Below are 18311 nucleotides of genomic sequence, written 5' to 3' on the forward strand. Positions count from 1 at the left end.
CAACTGCCACGACAACGCGGTCGCGGAAAGCTTTTTCCAGTTGCTGAAGCGGGAACGCATCCGACGGAAAACCTACGGCACCCGCGAAGAAGCCCGCAGTGATGTGTTCGATTACATCGAGATGTTTTATAACCCAAAGCGCCGGCACAGCAGCGCTATGCAGCTATCGCCAGTGGAGTTTGAAAAGCGCTATTTCCAGAGCTTGGAGAGTGTCTAGAAAACCTGGGGCGATTCAATGTGGGTCAGATTGTCGAGCCGTTCAGAAGTCAGTAGCTTGCTCGGTGTCGCTGGCGACTAGCTGGTTAATGAGGATCGACCGGCATGAGTTCGATCAAGGGTTTCAGTTGAACTCTGACACTGGCCAGCCAATTGCCCAGTTCCACCAGATCCTCATCAAGCGACTCGGCTTCCTCCCAGATACTGCCGCCTTCCGTCACAGACACCGATAGTGCCGCACCATCGAGCACCGTTTTCGCCATGGCATGTACCCGCAGGAGGCCATCCCTGAGGCCGCCGATGTTGTTCATTTCCTTCAGCAGCAGATCCAGCCCATCGACTAGACGCAGCAACTGGATGGTGTCGTAGTCGTCATGCAAACGCTCCAGCGCCTCGGCATCTACCTCGCCGTAGGGCGTGACGCGAAATGACGCAGGAGGAATGTTCATCAGGTCATCTCCTCGGTTTCCGCAGTACCGAGCTTGCCAGTGCGGATGGACCCGGCTGCCTGCTGGAACACCGAGTCTTTGATCCAGGGCTCCGGCGGCCGGTTGAGCTTGAGGTTGAACTCGCCGAAACGCTTGACGTTGCTGGTCAGGTAGGGGCTGAGGAAGGACACATCTTCATCGGTGAACTGCCAGCCCTCGCGGGCCAATTTCTGCAGGATCCGCATCATGTCCACAGTGTTCTGCAGGATCACCGACGAGGCCACCATGTCGTTGTAGCGCAGTCGCTTCTGTTGCTCGTCCGGATCGTTCTCGGCGATCACGTCGCCACCGAAGGACTGGGCGCGAAGGTTTCTCATAGTACGGAGCTTCGCGCTCCGTACTGGTGACTGGCTGTAGGCTTACCCCTCAAAACCGCAAGGGCATCTTCGGAATGCAAACCGGGCATGGCCGAAGCGCAACCCGTACACAGGAAGAGTATTTAGCTCCAAGCACAGAGAAGATGGTTCACTACGTCTAACCAGATCTGAGTTGCGTCAGCTGTGGACGACTGAGGCGTTCCGTGATTTTTGCCGGTCGCACATCATGTGGTACGCGGAGCAACATCCCCATCATGTCTTCGGTGTTCGATATCCGTTTCGCTTTCCCCGCTGGTAAGCGCTTACCAGCAGGTATCCGACAGTTGGTAAAGGGGGCAGGGGAGCAGTCCCATAGCAAACCCCACAGATGTGCAACACTGAGTGCAGGGTCTTTAGCGCAGGTGCCCGACCATGAACCAGGAATTGCTAAAGCTCGTCACTGAGAAGGTGCTGTTGGCAGGGAAGCTCCTTGCAGCCGAGTGGGATCTTCCAGGCGGGCCGCGTGGCTACGGCGACAAGGCAGAAGTAGACGCCGAAATCGAAGTGGTACTGCGCAGGGGGCTCCTTGACCTTCTGCCATGCGATTTCTGGGGAGAAGAAACAGGCTCCAGCCTGGCTGGCCACGAGTATTGTTGGGTTGTAGACCCCAACGATGGAACCAGCGATTTTCTACAAGGGCATAAAGGATCTGCAGTTTCAGTAGGGCTTCTGCGCAATGCGACGCCCGTTCTCGGTGTGGTCTACGCACCGGTCACTCCAGATCTGGGGCCCGATTGCATCTCATGGGCGGAAGGCTGCGGAAGCGTTATCCGCAATAACCACAAAGTGAGCGCTCAGCTTGCGCATCGAGCTCTGGACGCGGGCTGCCAGGTCCTGGTGAGCACTGCGGCAATTAACAAGCCAGAACTCAACGCCGAGCTGTGCGCGCCCGCAGCTTTTGTTCCTTCCCCCAGCATTGCGTATCGCTTGGCTCGCGTAGCCGCCGGCGACGCTATTGCGGGAATTTCTCTCGTGCCGGTCTCGGCTCATGACGTCGTTGGTGGCCATGCTCTGCTAATCGGGGCTGGCGGTGTGTTGCTTAACGAAGATGGCGTAACAGTGACTTACGACTCAGAGGCCCGGATGAAAATAGTGTCGCTACGTTGCTTTGGTGGCGCCCCCAGTGTGTGTAGCGCGTTAGCCCACAGAGAGTGGGGAAAGCTCTTTTGAGGGCTCGGACGAACGATCTTTACTGATGAATATGCATATATTTTTGCACTTTTCACCATGACAGCTTAAGGCCTCTAGAATAAGGGTTCCAGTGCCGGCAGATGTGCTGTTCTGCAGATTTATTTGCAGATTTAGGCGGGCAGCAGGTCCCTTAGCTGTCACTTTCTTCATTAGGCACCGTGGCGGTGTAGCGGATTACATCACGGATGCGAAGAGCGGCTTGTAACTCCAAAACATTGAGGTTCGGTGAGGCAAGCCTGGCAGAGGTGTTACGGATCCACTGGAGCGATGCCGATCGTAACTGATCAACCTCCATTTCACTCCACCCGTCCTGCCGCATTCGAACAAGGGCTAAATCAAACACCGGCTGGAGGAGTCCGCGGATGTGGTGGTCGGACAATCCCGGTCGCCCTCTCAGGGTACATAGTAGAGGTACGGCCTCGTCGTCGGAGGGCAGGGGAGGTAGGTTTAAAATGCGCCGGTAACGTGCAAGGTAAACATCCAGGTACTCCTGCGGCGCACGAACTCTGTCTATCAACCGGCCGCCTTTACGCAAATAGAGCCACCAGAGACCAGCAGCGTCCCTGCGAAAATCCTTCATCGCCGGAGCGTCGCGCCCTGTACCTGATAAATCGGATACGTTCAGGTACATGGCGTAAACGGTGGCGAGGATGAATAACGTCCGCTCATGTCGGACGTCTTCTGAAGCCATACCAGCTGCTGTATCAATCACGTATAGCCATTGATCCTTGCTCAGCGAACGCGCTCCATCGTTCCGCAGGATACGGCCTCCACGAGTAGGAAGGCGTCTAGATGCGAATGGGTTGACGTTGGTTAGATCCTCACCAACGGCATAGACAAAGAGGCATTTGCACACAGATATGCACTTATTAAGGCTTGCCTGAGATAGGCCCACTGGTGGACCGGATAGCGGAGGAGGTGCGGATCCTGAGGAGGCAGATCGATCGCGTTTTGGACAGTGCCAATTGAACGGCCGCCAGTCTCCATTGACCATGTAGCTGTCTGACTCATGCGCCATCCTACTGCCAATGCGAGTGAACCTACCCCTTACGACCGGCCCAACCCAGCTGTTCGGCGGTTTAAGGCAGAATGCTATGAAGCTCTTGCTATCCGAGTGGTTTAACTCGAGGAGCGGCTTCTGGGCCTCCAGGAGCGACCAAAGAAGTAAGCACTCTGCATGATTTCGGTAGCTGTTGAATGTTGTCTCGTTGTCGCTGCGGGTTTTTAGGAAAGCACCTACTGCAGCGTATCCCTCCTTGGCGCGAAGCGCCGCCGGAAACCCTTCCAGGAACGCGCGCACCTCAGGTAGCTCATATCGCAGCTCTGGGGATTTAAACTCGAGCTTCTTGAAACGAGTGAGTACCTCAAAAAGAGGTTGTGGCGCGATCTTCATGACGTTAATCCCGGCTCTGAGCCCTAAGAGCCATAAGGGAATCGGCGTGCGTACCTGAGCGCGACGTGAGTCGTACTGATTCAGGCTAGTTCCGGGTGTCTAGGGGATCAACTGATCGAGAGATGCGTGGCCGAATCGAATGGACGCGCTGGCGAACTGAAGATTAGAAACGGAGAGGCAGGTGAACCAAAGATTCGAAATGGAAAGGTCATCCATGAGCTGAAGATTAGAAATGGGATTATTTCGTGAACCAAAGATTGGAAACGGGAGGGCATGGAGTGAACTGAAGGTTAGAAACGGAGAGCTCACTCCCGTTTCTAATCTGTAGTTACCAGAAATTCGAATCTTTAGTTCAGATCACTCGAAACCGGGAGGGCTGACGAGTTCATGGGCATGATTCATCCCTACGCGATTTAACATAATCTACATTATGAGTAACCCGAGGTAACGACGGCTGCGCCGTTGCCCTCAGATTCGAACCAGCCTGAGGATGGTCGGCAAAAGCCCGAGAGCCAGGCCGATGGCAAGACCGTAGCGAAACGCGCGGTTACGCTCACGCTGGACAGTCCTGGCAATGCGAACCTGCCACACCGCGTCCGATGACGAAGCAGGCAGCCCAGGGTCGTTTGCAGCAGTACGGGAATCCATTCAGGGGCGCTCCAGGGGAAAGCCGAGAGCGTATCGTCATGGCTGGGCCTGGCCAAGCGGCAACAGGCATCAGCATGAAGGAAAAAGGCTTCGCCAGCTGGATCACGGCTGCGCGAGCGCAGACGTGACCCCAGCCGGCTTCAGAGCGTTGATTTCGCGCTGTGGAACGTTGCCGAAGTTGTCCAGGGGCCAGGGCCTGACGACGTACGACCTATCACCCTTGCTAATCAGAATGCCGTAATCGAACCGCTCAATACGCCAGCCCAAGCTAGCCACATCGCGACGCGACATGCGCTCTTTGATCCTATATCCAGGGTCGAGAAAGTCGATAACGAACTCAAAAGCGGCCTTGCCTTCCTCGGCCTCCTTACGATCCATGATGGCCGACAAACGAAGTTGGTACTTAAGGGCGAACTTGTCGAGGTAATCAATAGGCTCAACTTCCTTGGCGGCGCCCTGGGATGGTTCTGCAGCTGGAGTAACGGACTGAGCTGCAGGCGGAATGATCGGCTCAGGCTCAGGAGTCAAAGGGGAACTAGCAGTAGACTCAGCGACACTCGGACTGGAAAGTTCTGCCGGGTGCCAGAAGCTCCAGATATTCCAAACTGCAGCGACCAGGGCGATCCCGAACAACACGGCCCAAAATTTGTGTTTGGCCTGAAATACGGAAAAACGAACGTCTTTATAGTTGCCCTTGTTTGTCGTTTCATCGCGGTGACTCTTATAGAAGCCGAAGAAATCTTTGTTATATGGCTTCTTGCCCTGAGCGGTCTGCTTGAATCGACCGCGCGAGACGTTCGTCAGAGTCGACCAGTGATAATGATCCTCCTTGCCCATCATATCCATCTTGGTAAAGCGCGTATAACGCTGCAACCGCTTGCGCCAAGTTTGATGAAGCTCGGTTAAATCTTGACCCATGATCAGAATATCTATGCCCAAGTGGCCATGCTCAGTAACGAACTTAGCCCAGTCGGCGGACAGTGGCTGGCGATCAGGCGGCCAGAATTGATTTATCTCATCCCAAATCCAAAGACTGTCATTTATACGGTGATCCCAAAAAGCCTTCTTGTACCACTTAAGCTTTTCATCCTCATCCATATCCTGGGGAGCCTCAAGACATGTAATGAGAAGCTCAACAGAGTGAATGGGGATGCCAATATAGTCGGCAATAGCTCGCTTATTGATGCCATGCACGTTAGTAACAATGTGGCGACCATGTCGAAGCGCATCGACGACGTGCTGCATAGCCTCCAGGGACTTGCCGGAGCGCGGTAAACCTTCGTGTCCAAATATCATGTCACTCCCCTACCCTTACCACTGGCCTAGCGTAAGCGCTTTGCGAGTGAGATTGAAAATAATGGCCGCACCAATTAAGCCAAGGCCGGTATCAATGCCGAAAAAATCAACGAAGTAGATAACGTCAGGACCCAGCGAATTAAACATCGTCTGAAGCGCGCCCTGCTGAAGAAAATCCGGGACGGGTATGAGGGATAGAATATATATGACGCCATCAAGTATGCCGCCAAATATCTTGACCGGTATATCCATCACGAATTCCATAAAATCCGTGAACAAGCCCTTCAGCCATTCAAATATCCGGCCCACCCAGGAAATAAGAGCAGAAAGCCAACTCTTAATAGTAGCGATCATTAAAGGAGTCCTATGCGAATTGCGAGATACATAAAGCCAATGAGCACGATTGCTTGAACATATGTTTTCTTATCAATAAACCAAGGTAAGCAGTGGTAATCGAATACGAGATCAATATTCATAGTCTCGCCTAGGAGTTCCATTTGCTGATGAGTTTCCCATATAGGGCACTGAGCACCCTGGACTTGAACATCAAACAAACCAATAACCGCTTTCATCAGCGGGATGTTCTTGACGCGAGAAGAGTAACTATCAATCTCACCTTCCTTGGTCTTGTCAGTAGGCTGATAGAGGTCTTTATACGCAGGGCCATCGCAGCCAGTTACGCAAGGATCGGCGTCCTCCTTGTCCTCCTCGGCAGGCTTTTCTTCGGTTACATCATCAGTCTCGCCGGTAGTTTCGTCGGAAACCTTTTCGCCATCTTTATATATGGTTACCGCCTTATTTTCGGTGAAGTCGAAATAAGTCGGACCATATTTGATGTTGTAGTTAGTCGTGGTCTCCGTCCTAGTGGAACCATAAGTGCCATCAGGCTTCAGGTATGTTCCAGTGGAGACGGTCTTGTCGGCAGTAACTGTCGCAGGGCCTGACGTCGTTACTTGGTCGCGCAGGGACTGCATACAAGCCTCAGGAGACTGCGAGCCCTGGCACGACTCACGGAGAAGGCCTTTGAGCCATTCAGCATCCTGTGCGGCGGCATAATCGCCAAATTTTTGGTCAATCTCTTCGGGAGTAACTTCAACAGTGGAATCGGGACTAACGTTGATCGGAAAATCAGATGCAAATGCCTGAGAAAGATAAGGGTCATCACAGTTACCGACATACGTAAATGGCGCTTTAGTGTAAGGAGTACCGGCGGAAACAACATATACCCACCCGCCGCCGCTATATACGCCAGGACCATACTGACGAGCAGCGGAACAGCCCATACCACTAAAACCGGCGCCCTTGTAAGGAAGGCCAATACCTTCAACAGTACCTGGAACTTTCTTAACGAGTTTCCTTTCAGTGCCGCCACCAGGCTTAACGCCCTCCTCCATCACCCAGTCAACTGCACTAACGGCGCCCATGATCACGCCAGTCAAGAGGAGTTGCCCAAGATTAGACTTGAGCAAACTTTTCCCCGCATTAATCGTCCTGGGAATCGAATAATCAACGGTCTTTAATACCTTTACTGGGACTTTCTTATTGAGTTTATGAGCCTCAATATACTCACCCTCATGAACGCCAACCTTGAGCACATCGCCGGCGCGAGTAGCAACACTCTTGTTAGAAGTCATAACCTCATTATTCGGGATGGTGACATTCTGCCGAGTCGCGCCAAATGAAGTTACTGACGCGCATAGAATGCAAAGGCCGAAACTCCACCGCACACAAAGCCGCCGAACACCGCTATCACGAGCCATATCATAGTTCCACCAATTGAGAGGCGCCCCGAAGGGCGCAGGAATTAATGCCAGTAGTTATCGGGGTCGTTCGGGTCTTCAAAAAACATGATGACCTGATTAATGCACCACTGACAGAAATCAGCAATGCCGCGAATACCACCCATGGCAAGTAGAACAGCAACAAGCCCGATAACTTGCCCAGTTACTTCAGCAATCATTACTGCAAAGTTGAGATCAGCATCCATGGCGAACTCCGGATAAAAAAAGGGAGCCCGAAGGCTCCCCAGGCATTGCGCCGAGTTGCAGTTAGCGGCCGAAGAAGCCGGCAACTTTGTTGATCGCCCATTTGGCGAAGTTCGGACCGAGCTTGATGACGCCCATCGACACGAAAGCAGCGATGACCGCAGTGGCGGAAACGGCGCCGACCATGGTCGAGAAGTCGAGGTCACCAGCAGCTGCCATGGAGAGCGGAGATGCCACTACCAGGGCGAGAGCGACGGACAGTTGGTTGCGAGTGAATTTCATAGTTCTTCCTCCTTGGAAGAGTCGAAAAAGCCGGCTACAGAGCCGACGGTATGAGCCACCACGGCGCATCTGAGAACGATCCCGAACGACGCCATGAAGGCGGATGCAAAGGCGACCGGATCGGGCCACCCAAAGAGCTGGGCGATGGTCATGGAGCCCGCGTAATCAGCAGGCGTCATCAGGACGTAGCCGTTGCACTCACCGGTAAATTCACCCCGAGAAACAAGGGCGCCAGTGGAGTCAACGACGACGCAAAGGGGCATCATTCAGAGACGCCCAGGACAACAACGCCACGGCGAGTAGCCATGCGCATACGGCCGTCTACGCCACGCCAAATGCGACCACAGACCCACCCCAGCAGGAAGCCAGAAAGGGAACCAACGAGGACCCAGAGCAGCGCGGCAAAAACGAAAGAAGACATGACACCCCCTCCCCCTTTATCAGGCCGTGGCAGCAGGCTTGGCGGCCGAAGGCGTAGCAATACGGCGACCTTGCCGAGGATCGAGGTGGAATTGAACTCGACCGTCTTTGATTTCGCCCTTGAGGGGAACTTCATAATCCCCAGTGGGGAGGGCTTCTTGCTGGGAAGTGCAGTAGTAAGAGAACTTCTGCGGGAAGTCACAGCCAGGAAGATGAGCATAGGCTTCAGCCATGCAATAAGGTTTGCCAGCGCCGGAAGTACCAGAACGAGTCATGCAACTTGCGGTGATGGAGACTTTTACGAAAACATCCATTAGTTTTGCTCCGATTGAGATATAACAAAGGCATCACCAAGAAACTTGGCGCCACCGGCTGCCGAATACTCTTCGACAAACTTAGAGTCTTTCCAATCTTGGAAAGAGTGCTGAGCCTCGGCAATAACACTGCCCGAGGTTTTCATAGTGCGAATCTTTTCTTGCATGGCAGCCCTGGAAGAGAGATTGCCACCGAAATAAACATCAAACATCGATTTCATGCCGATACCCTGCGAGTGGAATGATGAACAATATTCCTCTCAAAGAAGAAAGCAGGAATCTGAGCGGGCTTGGCCTCAAGGATTCGAATCATTGGAACGACGTTCGTATCATCGCGGCGATCGCAGCGAATATTAATATCGATGCCCAGGGCGAGAAGTTCTTTGCGATGACGGTAATAAGTTGGCTTGGAAAGCATGCTGGAAAGGTCGTGACCCTGCTTCCAAAGAACATACGTCGCGCGGAGCTTATTGGGAAGTTCAAGTAATTGCTTACTGTTCAGCTCGATTTGCTCGGACATGTCTAGTTCACCAAGAAAAATGCGGTACTGTTTCCAAAGTTCCGCCGGAGTAAGAGAGTGGCCGTTTTGTAGGCCTAGAGAAATTAACTTCTTGGAGCACAAGCGCAGTTCAGCGCGAAGTTTGTTATCGATAAATTCGTGTATCTCAGGTATCTGGACAAACTCCTCAGCGAGCTTGTGGGAGCCCTTCCCTGCTATTTCATCGGCCTTGCAATAAAACGTGAATTGCCAGTGAGTCGAGCCCTTGCCGAACTTCAAAGTTCCCCGATCATTAACGGGCCGTCCATGACGTGACTTGCACTTGAACTCACCAGCTCGTAGCCAGGCGCGCACATCAGCCCTACTGGGAAGTTCAAACATGCGGTTATAGTCGATACGGGTAACACGGTAGTGCCCTGCCCTGACCTTCTGACGCTCAAAGTCATTGGGGACAAGTTGAAATATCCCGCAGAGTCTGGCGAACACGTCGTTGATGAGAGCGATAAGGTCATCCGAACCAACAAGGTTGTGGCCTTGTAACCACTTGGAAGGGTTTCCATCGATATACAGGTGAGTTGCATTGCCCTTTCCATCCCCGCCTACGCTACGGATATGCATCGACGATTCGTGGGAACCACGGACTTGCATCTTTCGCGGGGTCTCCCAGGCAAGGGAGCCATCAGCTTCGACACAGATCACAGCACCAGAGCGAATGGGTGCGTGATTGGGGTTTGGGGAGCAATGGAACCAAAAACCAACGTAAGCTCTGAATCCCACCGTAAAGGGGCTTTCCGATCTCCAGCTCACCCGCCAGGCATTACTCTCTGATCAGTGCCTCGATGATCGGGCAGATCGTTCCGCCGTCTCCCGCATCACATTGCTGCACCAGTTCGCCTAACAGTTGCTGCATGACGACCAAGTCGGCCATCTTCTGCTCGATCAACGCGAGCTTGCGTGCAGCCCGTGCTCGCGTTTCGGCACAGGCGCACGACTCATCCAGCGTCAGCAGTCCACCGACTTCCGAGAGCGTGAAACCCAGCGCCTGAGCCCGCTTGATGAAACGCAGTCGCTTCACCATGTCCACCGGATAGCGCCGATGGCCACCCAAGGGTTTGGCTGGTTCATCCAGCAGCCCGCGTCGCTGGTAGTAGCGGATCGTCTCGACGTTCACCCCGGCGGCGTCTGCCAGCTTGCCAATGGTCAGCTCTGTGGCCATCACTTTCTCCTTGATTCCGTACTTTGGTACGGAGTTTAGAATAGCACCTAGGCAATCAGGCTCAGGAGATGGGAATGGGGATGCAACTCACCGGGAAAGGCTCGCTGGTCGCGAGTTCGCTGACCGCCATCGGTGCGTCGGTGTGCTGTGTCGGGCCACTGGTGCTGTTGGCACTCGGTGTCGGCGGTACGTGGGTGGGCGCTCTGACCATGATGGAGCCACTACGCCCCCTCTTCATCGGGTTGACTCTACTGTTCCTGGGATTGGCATTCCGCAAGCTCTACCTGGTGCCACAGGTTTGTACGCCAGGTACACCCTGCGCCGATCCGCGCACGCTCGTGCGACAGCGACTCGTGTTCTGGATCGTCAGCGTGCTGCTGCTCGGCCTATTGGCCGTGCCGTGGCTCGCCCCGCTGTTCTACTGAAGGAGATTAACCATGCGCAAACTGCTGATCGCCGTGCTTTTCGCCTTGCCCTTCGTGGCGCTGGCGGCTCCCCCGAAAACCGTCACGCTCGACGTGCAGAACATGACGTGCGGACTCTGTCCGATCACGGTCAAGAAGTCGCTGGAGAAGGTGTCCGGCGTGAGTGACGTCCAGGTCAATTTCGACCAGAAGACGGCGACCGTCACCTACGATCCCGATAAGGCCCAGCCCGAGGCACTGACTGAGGCGACCGCGAACGCGGGATACCCCTCCACAGTGCAGAAGTGAGGTCACGATGAGCGCCATTGTCCTTGAGTCCGTGCTGACTTGCCCGCGCTGCGGCTTCGCCAAGCCGGAAACCATGCCCACGGACGCCTGCCAGTTCTATTACGAGTGCAGCAACTGCAAGGCGCTGCTGCGCCCCAACCCAGGGGATTGCTGCGTTTTCTGTTCGTTCGGCTCGGTGAAGTGCCCGCCGATCCAGCAGCAGCTTGGGTGTTGCTCATAGCGTTTAGGGGGATCACAGGTCGTCGTCTGGATTACGCAGTGGCCGCAGCTCGCCGCGCGCAACTTCTTCCGGTACCGCAAAGGAATACCGCCCGAGCATGTTGATGTGCTCGTAGATCAGCGGCGATAGCCGGGCCAAATCCTCTTCCAGCACTGGATAGCCGTGCTGCTTGAGCCGTTCCACGGCCGCCGTCATGTAGAGGGTGTTCCACAGCACGATGATGTTCACCACCAGGCCCAGAGCACCGAGCTGGTCTTCCTGGCCTTCGCGGTAGCGCTGGCGGAGCTCGCCGCGTTTGCCGTGGAACACGGCGCGGGCCAGGCTGTGCCGGCCTTCGCCTCGGTTCAACTGGGTCAGGGTGGCGCGGCGCTTGGACTCGTCGTCGATATAGGTCAACGTGTGCAGAGTCTTTTCGATCCGCCCGAATTCGGCCAGCGCCTGGGCCAGCCGGGTGGGTCTATCTCCCGTTTGCAGCGTGCGCATGATGCCAGTCGCCGGCACCCGGCCGAGTTTGAGCGAGCCGGCCAGGCGCAGCAGGTCGTCCCAGTGCTCGGCGATCAGGTCGAGTTTGACCGACTGGCGGGCCAGCCCGTTGAGCTTGCCGTAGTCCGCGTCCGGGCGCGTGCGCCAGAAGCGGGTACCGCCGACATCGGCCAGCCGCGGACTGAAGTGGTAGCCAAGTAGGCGGAAGAGCCCGAACACCACATCGCTGTAGGCCCCGGTGTCGGTCATGATTTGCGTCGGCTGCAACTCGGTCTGCTGTTCCAGCACGACCGCCAGCAACACCAGGCTGTCGCGCAGCGTGCCGGGCACGGTGATGGCGTTGAGGCCGGAGAATTGGTCGGAAATCAGGTTGTACCAGGTGACACCCCGGCCGGTGCCGAAATACTTCGGATTGGGGCCGGCATGCACGGTGCGCACCGGTACGACGAAGCGCATGCCATCGGCGGAGGCGACCTCGCCGCCACCCCAGACTTGGGCCAGTTCCAGTTGGCTTTGCGCTCCGACCAGGATGGCGTTAGCCGCTGACAGGGTGTCGTCGCGGATATAATTCTGGCTGACCCAGGACAGCCGGTCACGGCGCAGCGCCGGGTTGTCGGTGCGGATCAAGGGCTCCAGGCCGGTGTTGCAGGCCCCGCCCAACAGCACCGCGCAGAGGCTGGTGACCAGGTTGTCGGCGCGTGCATTGCGTTCGGAGACATGGGTGAAGGCCTCGGAAAAGCCAGTGCGGGCGGCGATTTCCAAGAGGATTTCCGGCAGATCGACACGCGGCATCAGGTCAGACACGGCCGCCCGCAGTTGCAGCAACGAGCAGGGCTCGTCCAGCTTGTCCAGCGCCCCGAGCGACAGTTCGGTCTTGCCCTCGGTGTTCTCGCTCAGTTGAATCGCCGGGTTGTCGGGCAGGCGCGCGGCTACTGCCAGCCAGGTTGCATCCAGCTCGACGGACAAGGCGTCCAGGGTGGTTTTGGCGTCGATGGTCAGGCCCAGTGACCGGCAGATGATCGGTCGCGCCGCCAGCCATTCGGCACCGTCGAGCAGGCCAAGGCGCGGGTCGGCATAGCGCCAACTGGGCGAGACGAAGACATCGCGGCGGCGCAGGGCCGTGCGCAGCGCATCGAGCGTGCAGAACACATAGGCACCCATGTCGAGGGAGCCATCTTCGCGGGTGATGTGCTTCTGCCAAGCCTTGGCCACGATCTCCTGCGGCGCGTCATCCTCTGGCTTCCGGCGCGGCAGGTTCAGTTGCAGCCACTCCAGACTAGCCGCCACGCCCTTGCCGGCCGGGCTGAAGCCGAAGCGGATGTGCTTGAGCAGGTCGGGCAGGAAGCGGCGCACGCTGCGGTAGCGCGCTTCCAATGCAAGAAAATAGACGTCATCTACCGGGCGGATCAGCGCGTTGACCTCTTCCAGGGCCTTTTCCAGGGTGGTCCTCGGCAGGTCGTTGAACAGCCGGGCGCGCACGTTGTCATCGCTGATCGAGCTGTCCAGCACGACCTTGCACGCGGCGGCGAGCGTCGCGGCCGACCGATCCAGGTCTTTCAGGCTGCGCATGCGGGCTTTCTTGTCGGCCTTCTCCGCGTTGCTGAACAGGTCGCGCAGCAAGGCCTCCAGGACTTCCAGTGCGTCGTCGTGCGCAGTCGCCTCCAGGCAGAGTGCGAAGGCCACCAGTGTCGCCATCCGCCGCGACGCCGGCAGCCGATTAATCGCGGTGACCTTGGCCGTGTTGGCGAAGCGGGCCAGGGCGGCGATACGGCTGGGAGGGATGTGCGCCGCCGCCGGCAAGGTGATGCCGATGCCGCGCACGTCATCGAGCCGGCGCAGTGCCCGAATCAACGCGGGGCCACTGACCATGACCGGGCCGGAGCGCAATTGATCCAGCCGGGAGCTGCGGTTGCCTTCGGCCACCGTCAGCAAGTCTTGCAGTTGCAATCGCTGTTCCTCAGTCACGCTGCGGCCCAGCGTAAACCAGAGGCGTTCTTCGACCCGACTGCGCAACTGGGCGATAAAGCGCTCTAGTTGAGACACACCAGGCAGGAGGACTTTCTGTGTGAACAGCCACGAGGTGGCTCGCTCAAACAGCACTCCCGGCCGGTCGGTGCCCGTCCAGCAGAGGGCATACAGCCAGCGGCTCAAGCGAAAGCCGATGCCCGGATCGGTGAAATGACGATAGCCAAAGCGGTTCTGAATATCGGTGGCATGTATCCAGCGGCGATGATCGCTATAGCGCTGGAGGCAGTCGGGGTCTGGAATCGCCAGTTGTCGGCAAAGCACCTGCAGGACTTCCACCGGCACGGCGGCGGGCTTGTCCGGCAGAACGCCAACGAAGCGGACGGTGGTCAGCAGAACGGCATAACCCAGACGGTTATGGCTACCCCGCAGCACCTGGATGGCTTCACGGTCTTCATCGCTCAGGTGGAAGTAACGTTCCAGCTCTTCACGGCTGGGCGAATCAACATAGCGGCCAAAACCGTCGCGTTGCTCTTGAGTCAGAAAACCGACCGGCATTGATCACAGCACCTCGACGCAGAACACGGCGGGCGTGACGATCCGCGTGCGTTCGATGTGCCCGCGTTGCAGCAGGCCGGCGCGGCGATCACCGGTTACCAGGTAGTCCGCATCGCCCGCCAAGGCCATGGCCAGCAAAAACGAGTCATCCGGATCATCGGCTTCGACCTCGATGGTCAGGCGCTCCAGTACCACAGCCCGTTGCAGGTTATTGATCATGGCGCCCACCTTGGCGGGCTGTAGGATGGCCTGAAGCTTGGGATAGCGGCTGGCTCGACGAATTTCATCGAGTTGCATCCGCGAGGTCACCACCTCGAAACGCGCCGCCCGCCAGGCACGGTAGATCGCATCGGGCGCGCCATGTGGCGAGATCAGGGCGCTGAACAGGATGTTGGTATCCAACACGACCCGCATCAGCGCTTACGTGCCCAGTCGAGCGCTTCGTCAACCGCGTTGGTCAATTCTGCCTCACTCAGATGGGCGTTAGCGGCCTTGGCCTGCTCAGCGCTCAGCTCCAGGATGTGTGCCCGTACCGCTTCTTCGATGAAGCGCGACAGGTCGCCCTTACGGCCGCCGCCCTGGCTGGCCAGAAACATCCGAAGCGACTGGTCGGTGTCGGCCGAGACGGCGACATTCCAGCGAATGGTATTCATAGCGTTCTCCGCTAATAGGTGTTTGTGTGTTTATACGCCAATCACAAAGGGCGATGCAATGGTTCGACAAAACGATGGTTTTCCCGAACTAACCAGACGCCACAAGGGTTTGCGGGCAGGCGCTGGGCTTAAGTGCACTTTCTGTTCCGTTGCTCCCCAAACCCCCTCGACCGGCCTCTCATTGGACAGCACGACATTCGGTGCCGTTAGCCAGTGGAGCGCACCTCCTAGATCCCCATCGTACAGCTCCAATAGCGCATCGAGGATCTCGATAAGACGACAGAACACCTCACCAGCCTGTATAGACATCACGGCACTGCCGGGGGACGCAGTGATCCACTGCGCGATCTGCGCTGGCGATCGCTCCAACTCGCTTGCCAAATCGGAGATCAACGACACCGGCAGGCCCGCCAGTACGGCGACGTGCAGATAGTAGTGGCCTCTCGGCAAATCCAGTTTTTCGCGGAGCCTTTCCATAACTGCCTCCAGGATAATTGGCCATTTGATAATGTCATCTTGGCCCCGAGTTTGCGCATGATGGTCTCGAACCATCCGCACCGTAGCTTCGAGAGAGAGCGAATGAACACTATCTGAAGGCTACTCGGCAGTGCGAGAGGGCTTTGGCAGTGACGCTTTGATCGGTGTTATTATTGAAACCTGCCCAAGAGCTTCCTCTCCCGGGTGCGTGTACCGGTGATGAAACTTGGTTTGAGGCGGTCTCGTTGAGGCCGCCTTTGTCGCTTCTGGGAGAGCCCCCAGTACTAAGCAGCCGTTATGCGTCGAAGCGCAAAGCCTCGACCAAAGCTGTTCGCAGGCCCTCTAACTCGGCATTTCTCCAATCTTATGAACTCGCGCTGGGTACGGACGGCGGGAATTATCTGCAATTATCTCGGCATAGATAATTGATCAATATTTAGCCGCCACTACTGAGCAGCGCCTCTCAAAGTTAATCCTTTAGATACAGCAGGTTACAGAACGAATGTCCTAATTTTTGCCTTATCTCGGCATGCCCCCTAATGCGGAAAATGGCTGCTGCGAGGTGCTCGCGGCGGCCAAAAACGGAGAACTGAGCGGGTTACCTGGTCGATTTTGATCGACGGCCCGCTTTCAAAAGCAGCAAGGGCTGAAGTCGACCGGAAATACAGGGTTACTTCAGACCTTCCTTAGGTAGCGGCCATTGCTGCGAGTGAACAACGCGCCAACTTCCGTTCGACAGACATTCACGGCGATCGCCAGGCAAAACAGCGGGAACGAGAGGCGTCCCAGAATGAACAGGTTATCCAGTGATGGCCATGCCAGACGCATGTGGTCGAGCACCATCGTGAGCAGGGCGATCCACTTGATGAGGTCCTGTCCGTTGTGTCGTTCAACCCGCGAAGGTGGTGATTCGTACGCGCTCAACTCAGGTTCTCCAGGATGAGAATCGCAAGGACCAGATACCGTCCGCCCTTGGCGAGCGTGACGATCAGGACGAACCGCCAGAGCGGCTCTTTCATCACGCCGGCGATCACGGTTAGCGGGTCTCCAATGATGGGTACCCAACTGAGCAGCAGCGACCAGTACCCGTAACGTTCATAGGAGGCTTTGGCTTTTTCGAAGGCCGCTTGCTTTACCGGAAACCAGCGCTTTTCGCGATAAGCCTCGATACCTCGTCCCAGCAGCCAGTTCACAACCGATCCGAGTACGTTGCCTGTGGTGGCCACCACCAGCAGGATGGCTGTGGAAAAACGCTCGGATATCAGCAGTCCGCCCAGCACTGCCTCCGATTGCATGGGCAGCAGGGTTGCCGCGCCGAATGCAGCCAGAAACAGGCCGAGGTAACCGCCGTACTCAAACATTCAACAACCGAGCACCGTGCCTACAGGTATTTGGTGATTTGCTTGAATTCGTCCAGTGCCGAACGGTCGCCCTTGCTCAGGGCTGTCACCGAGTCTTCCAGGCAATGGTCGATGTGGTCCTGGATCAGTGTCCGCTTCGCCTGGCACACGGCCTTTTCAACAGCATGGAGCTGCTGGGCGATGTCCACGCATTCACGTCCTTCATCGATCATGGTGATGATGCTGCGCAGGTGGCCGTCCGCTCGCTTGAGGCGTTTGATGATGGCGTCGTGAGTCTGGTGGGTATGAGCGTGACCATGCGGTTGGTCGTGAACGTGTTCTGACATGACTTGAGTCTCAGACGGCGATACTTTACGCTCTGCATGCTATCCCCCTGGGGGGGTTGGGTCAAACGCGCTATTTCACACCGTGTTTCAACCGGATAAGCATTGGGATGTCTCGTCGTTTTCTTTCAGCGACCATGATCGTGGCTTTGGCAATGGCCTTTCTGCTGGCCTGGACCGGTCATGCCTATTCACTTTCCGTCCTCTCGCAAATCACGGCAAAGAGCGCCCAGAGCCTGACTCATGATCACTCCCACGACTCGTCCCTGAGTTGTGCGCAGTGCTCTGATCACTACCACTCCCCCCTGACGCCCGATCACCAGCACGAAACGCCTCAGATACCAGCTGCAATCCACTTCTCCAGTCATTTCGAAGCCTCGGTACACCTGGCCATGCTGGGCGATTCCGTGCCTTGGCCCCCCATCTTCCGTATCGAACGCCCACCCCGTCCTGTGCTTGCTTCCTGACCAAGGCCGCTCTGCGGCCAACAATCACTGCAAGAAAGGATTGATCCATGCATTCGCACTCCCTAAAGGGTGGGGGCCTGTTCGCCATGCGTTCACGCCACCTGTTGTATCTGCTGTTCCTGCTCGTCGCCTCGCTGTTCATCGGCATGCCAGAAGCTCTGGCCCATGCCGTGGCCGAGGGTGACAAGGGCTTCATCCAGGAAAGCACCGGGGTCATGCTGATCCCCTTCATCTACATGGGCGCCAAGCACATGGTCACGGGATACGACCATCTGCTGTTCCTGTTCGGCGTCATCTTCTTCCTCTACCGGCTGAAGGATGTCGGCCTGTACGTCACGCTGTTTGCGGTCGGCCATTCGGTGACGCTGCTGATCGGCGTGCTGACGGAAGTCAGCATCAGCTCGTACGTCATCGACGCAATCATCGGTTTCTCGGTGGTGTACAAGGCCCTGGATAACCTGGGCGCCTTCCAGCGCTGGTTCGGCTATCAGCCGAACACCAAGGCCGCCACGCTGATTTTCGGCCTGCTGCACGGCTTCGGCCTGGCAACCAAGATCCAGGAATACGAGATCTCTCCCGATGGGCTGATCCCCAACCTGATCGCCTTCAACGTAGGGGTGGAGATCGGTCAGCTGATGGCGTTGAGCGCCATTCTGATCCTGATGGGCTTCTGGAGGCAGACCCCAAGCTTCTGGCGTCATGCCTATACCGCCAACGTCGCAATGATGAGTGCTGGTTTCCTGTTGATGGGTTACCAGATCTCCGGCCTGTTTCTGACCGCTTAAGG

At 56.6% G+C, this 18311-nt stretch carries 24 protein-coding genes and 2 pseudogenes; 6 read left to right on the forward strand and 20 right to left on the reverse strand.

All coding sequences use genetic code 11. The annotated features are described in order from the left end of the window. On the forward strand, nt 1-217 hold a 217-nt coding region (locus tag DMX10_RS17905; RefSeq protein ID WP_146603025.1), incomplete at its 5' end, for an IS3 family transposase. Between the two features lie 85 nt (nt 218-302). On the opposite strand, the gene tnpC is transcribed toward DMX10_RS17905, so the two are convergent. Both tnpC and DMX10_RS17915 read right to left on the reverse strand, forming a co-directional pair. Continuing rightward, the gene (gene tnpC, locus DMX10_RS17910) at nt 303-665 is read right to left on the reverse strand and encodes a Tn3 family transposase post-transcriptional regulator TnpC (protein ID WP_003117279.1); all 363 of its coding nucleotides are present in this window, start codon (nt 663-665) and stop codon (nt 303-305) included. Then, a pseudogene (locus tag DMX10_RS17915) lies at nt 665-1000 on the reverse strand (Tn3 family transposase); the annotation flags it as partial. The pseudogene DMX10_RS17915 and the gene tnpC, both read right to left, overlap by 1 nt. A 432-nt stretch (nt 1001-1432) precedes the next feature. On the opposite strand from DMX10_RS17915, the gene DMX10_RS17920 reads away from it, so the two are divergent. Continuing rightward, entirely contained in the window at nt 1433-2230 is a 798-nt protein-coding gene (locus DMX10_RS17920; RefSeq protein ID WP_081672366.1) for an inositol monophosphatase family protein, read from the forward strand. 151 nt (nt 2231-2381) lie between these two features. On the opposite strand, the gene DMX10_RS33230 is transcribed toward DMX10_RS17920, so the two are convergent. The 11 genes from DMX10_RS33230 to merR form a co-directional block, all read right to left on the reverse strand. After that, on the reverse strand, nt 2382-2963 hold the full coding sequence (locus tag DMX10_RS33230; RefSeq protein ID WP_256604830.1) for a hypothetical protein: 582 nt from the start codon (nt 2961-2963) through the stop codon (nt 2382-2384). 1431 nt (nt 2964-4394) lie between these two features. Then, nucleotides 4395-5588 (reverse strand): zonular occludens toxin domain-containing protein, encoded by a 1194-nt coding sequence (locus DMX10_RS17930; RefSeq protein WP_111262340.1) that lies wholly within the window; start codon nt 5586-5588, stop codon nt 4395-4397. Between the two features lie 15 nt (nt 5589-5603). After that, entirely contained in the window at nt 5604-5942 is a 339-nt protein-coding gene (locus DMX10_RS17935) for a DUF2523 family protein (protein WP_111262341.1), read from the reverse strand. Then, nucleotides 5942-7222, reverse strand: a complete 1281-nt coding sequence (locus tag DMX10_RS32525) for a hypothetical protein (protein WP_146603026.1) — start codon at nt 7220-7222, stop codon at nt 5942-5944. The genes DMX10_RS17935 and DMX10_RS32525 overlap by 1 nt, the downstream gene beginning before the upstream one ends. 170 nt (nt 7223-7392) lie before the next feature. Continuing rightward, nucleotides 7393-7575 carry a hypothetical protein gene (locus DMX10_RS17945; RefSeq protein WP_111262343.1) on the reverse strand — a complete coding sequence of 61 codons (183 nt, stop codon included), beginning with the start codon at nt 7573-7575 and terminating at the stop codon, nt 7393-7395. A 61-nt stretch (nt 7576-7636) separates the two neighbouring features. Then, a complete protein-coding gene (locus DMX10_RS17950; RefSeq protein ID WP_111262344.1) occupies nt 7637-7855 on the reverse strand; it encodes a hypothetical protein in 219 nt (72 codons plus the stop codon). Continuing rightward, a complete protein-coding gene (locus DMX10_RS32810) occupies nt 7852-8007 on the reverse strand; it encodes a hypothetical protein (RefSeq protein WP_158545614.1) in 156 nt (51 codons plus the stop codon). The genes DMX10_RS17950 and DMX10_RS32810 overlap by 4 nt, the downstream gene beginning before the upstream one ends. A 288-nt stretch (nt 8008-8295) precedes the next feature. Further along, nucleotides 8296-8589, reverse strand: a complete 294-nt coding sequence (locus tag DMX10_RS17960) for a hypothetical protein (protein ID WP_111262346.1) — start codon at nt 8587-8589, stop codon at nt 8296-8298. Next, on the reverse strand, nt 8589-8810 hold the full coding sequence (locus DMX10_RS17965; protein WP_256604831.1) for a hypothetical protein: 222 nt from the start codon (nt 8808-8810) through the stop codon (nt 8589-8591). The genes DMX10_RS17960 and DMX10_RS17965 overlap by 1 nt, the downstream gene beginning before the upstream one ends. Next, nucleotides 8807-9895 (reverse strand): phage/plasmid replication protein, II/X family, encoded by a 1089-nt coding sequence (locus DMX10_RS17970; protein ID WP_111262347.1) that lies wholly within the window; start codon nt 9893-9895, stop codon nt 8807-8809. The genes DMX10_RS17965 and DMX10_RS17970 overlap by 4 nt, the downstream gene beginning before the upstream one ends. A 10-nt stretch (nt 9896-9905) precedes the next feature. Then, nucleotides 9906-10304, reverse strand: coding sequence for an Hg(II)-responsive transcriptional regulator (gene merR / locus DMX10_RS17975; protein WP_003089120.1), 399 nt, complete (start codon nt 10302-10304; stop codon nt 9906-9908). Between the two features lie 74 nt (nt 10305-10378). On the opposite strand from merR, the gene DMX10_RS17980 reads away from it, so the two are divergent. The 3 genes from DMX10_RS17980 to DMX10_RS33235 are packed head-to-tail and all read left to right on the forward strand — an operon-like array spanning nt 10379 to nt 11237. Beyond that, complete coding sequence (locus tag DMX10_RS17980; protein WP_003089115.1) at nt 10379-10729, forward strand: mercuric transporter MerT family protein; 351 nt, start codon at nt 10379-10381, stop codon at nt 10727-10729. A gap of 12 nt (nt 10730-10741) precedes the next feature. Beyond that, nucleotides 10742-11017 carry a mercury resistance system periplasmic binding protein MerP gene (gene merP, locus DMX10_RS17985; protein WP_003150552.1) on the forward strand — a complete coding sequence of 92 codons (276 nt, stop codon included), beginning with the start codon at nt 10742-10744 and terminating at the stop codon, nt 11015-11017. 7 nt (nt 11018-11024) lie between these two features. Beyond that, a complete protein-coding gene (locus DMX10_RS33235; RefSeq protein WP_003089113.1) occupies nt 11025-11237 on the forward strand; it encodes a GDCCVxC domain-containing (seleno)protein in 213 nt (70 codons plus the stop codon). A 12-nt stretch (nt 11238-11249) separates the two neighbouring features. Here the strand turns inward: DMX10_RS33235 and DMX10_RS17995 are convergent, their stop codons facing one another. The 7 genes and pseudogenes from DMX10_RS17995 to DMX10_RS18025 form a co-directional block, all read right to left on the reverse strand. Further along, the gene (locus DMX10_RS17995; RefSeq protein ID WP_003089110.1) at nt 11250-14243 is read right to left on the reverse strand and encodes a Tn3 family transposase; all 2994 of its coding nucleotides are present in this window, start codon (nt 14241-14243) and stop codon (nt 11250-11252) included. A gap of 3 nt (nt 14244-14246) precedes the next feature. Then, the gene (locus tag DMX10_RS18000) at nt 14247-14657 is read right to left on the reverse strand and encodes a putative toxin-antitoxin system toxin component, PIN family (RefSeq protein WP_003150546.1); all 411 of its coding nucleotides are present in this window, start codon (nt 14655-14657) and stop codon (nt 14247-14249) included. Next, on the reverse strand, nt 14657-14896 hold the full coding sequence (locus tag DMX10_RS18005; RefSeq protein WP_003089107.1) for a ribbon-helix-helix domain-containing protein: 240 nt from the start codon (nt 14894-14896) through the stop codon (nt 14657-14659). Before DMX10_RS18005 ends, DMX10_RS18000 begins: the two co-directional genes overlap by 1 nt. 30 nt (nt 14897-14926) lie before the next feature. Beyond that, nucleotides 14927-15373: a hypothetical protein gene (locus tag DMX10_RS18010; RefSeq protein WP_003288519.1), complete on the reverse strand. Its 447-nt coding sequence runs from the start codon at nt 15371-15373 to the stop codon at nt 14927-14929. 687 nt (nt 15374-16060) lie between these two features. Next, a pseudogene (locus tag DMX10_RS18015) lies at nt 16061-16297 on the reverse strand (TraX family protein); the annotation flags it as partial. Then, the gene (locus tag DMX10_RS18020) at nt 16294-16734 is read right to left on the reverse strand and encodes a YqaA family protein (protein ID WP_003089095.1); all 441 of its coding nucleotides are present in this window, start codon (nt 16732-16734) and stop codon (nt 16294-16296) included. The pseudogene DMX10_RS18015 and the gene DMX10_RS18020, both read right to left, overlap by 4 nt. A 20-nt stretch (nt 16735-16754) precedes the next feature. Beyond that, nucleotides 16755-17060: a metal-sensing transcriptional repressor gene (locus DMX10_RS18025; RefSeq protein ID WP_003089094.1), complete on the reverse strand. Its 306-nt coding sequence runs from the start codon at nt 17058-17060 to the stop codon at nt 16755-16757. Between the two features lie 511 nt (nt 17061-17571). Between DMX10_RS18025 and DMX10_RS18035 the strand changes: the two genes are divergently transcribed. After that, nucleotides 17572-18309, forward strand: coding sequence for a HupE/UreJ family protein (locus tag DMX10_RS18035; RefSeq protein ID WP_003089091.1), 738 nt, complete (start codon nt 17572-17574; stop codon nt 18307-18309). Nucleotides 18310-18311 lie beyond the last annotated feature (2 nt).

Source organism: Pseudomonas sp. 57B-090624, assembly GCF_003234055.1.
Lineage (GTDB): Bacteria > Pseudomonadota > Gammaproteobacteria > Pseudomonadales > Pseudomonadaceae > Metapseudomonas > Metapseudomonas tohonis.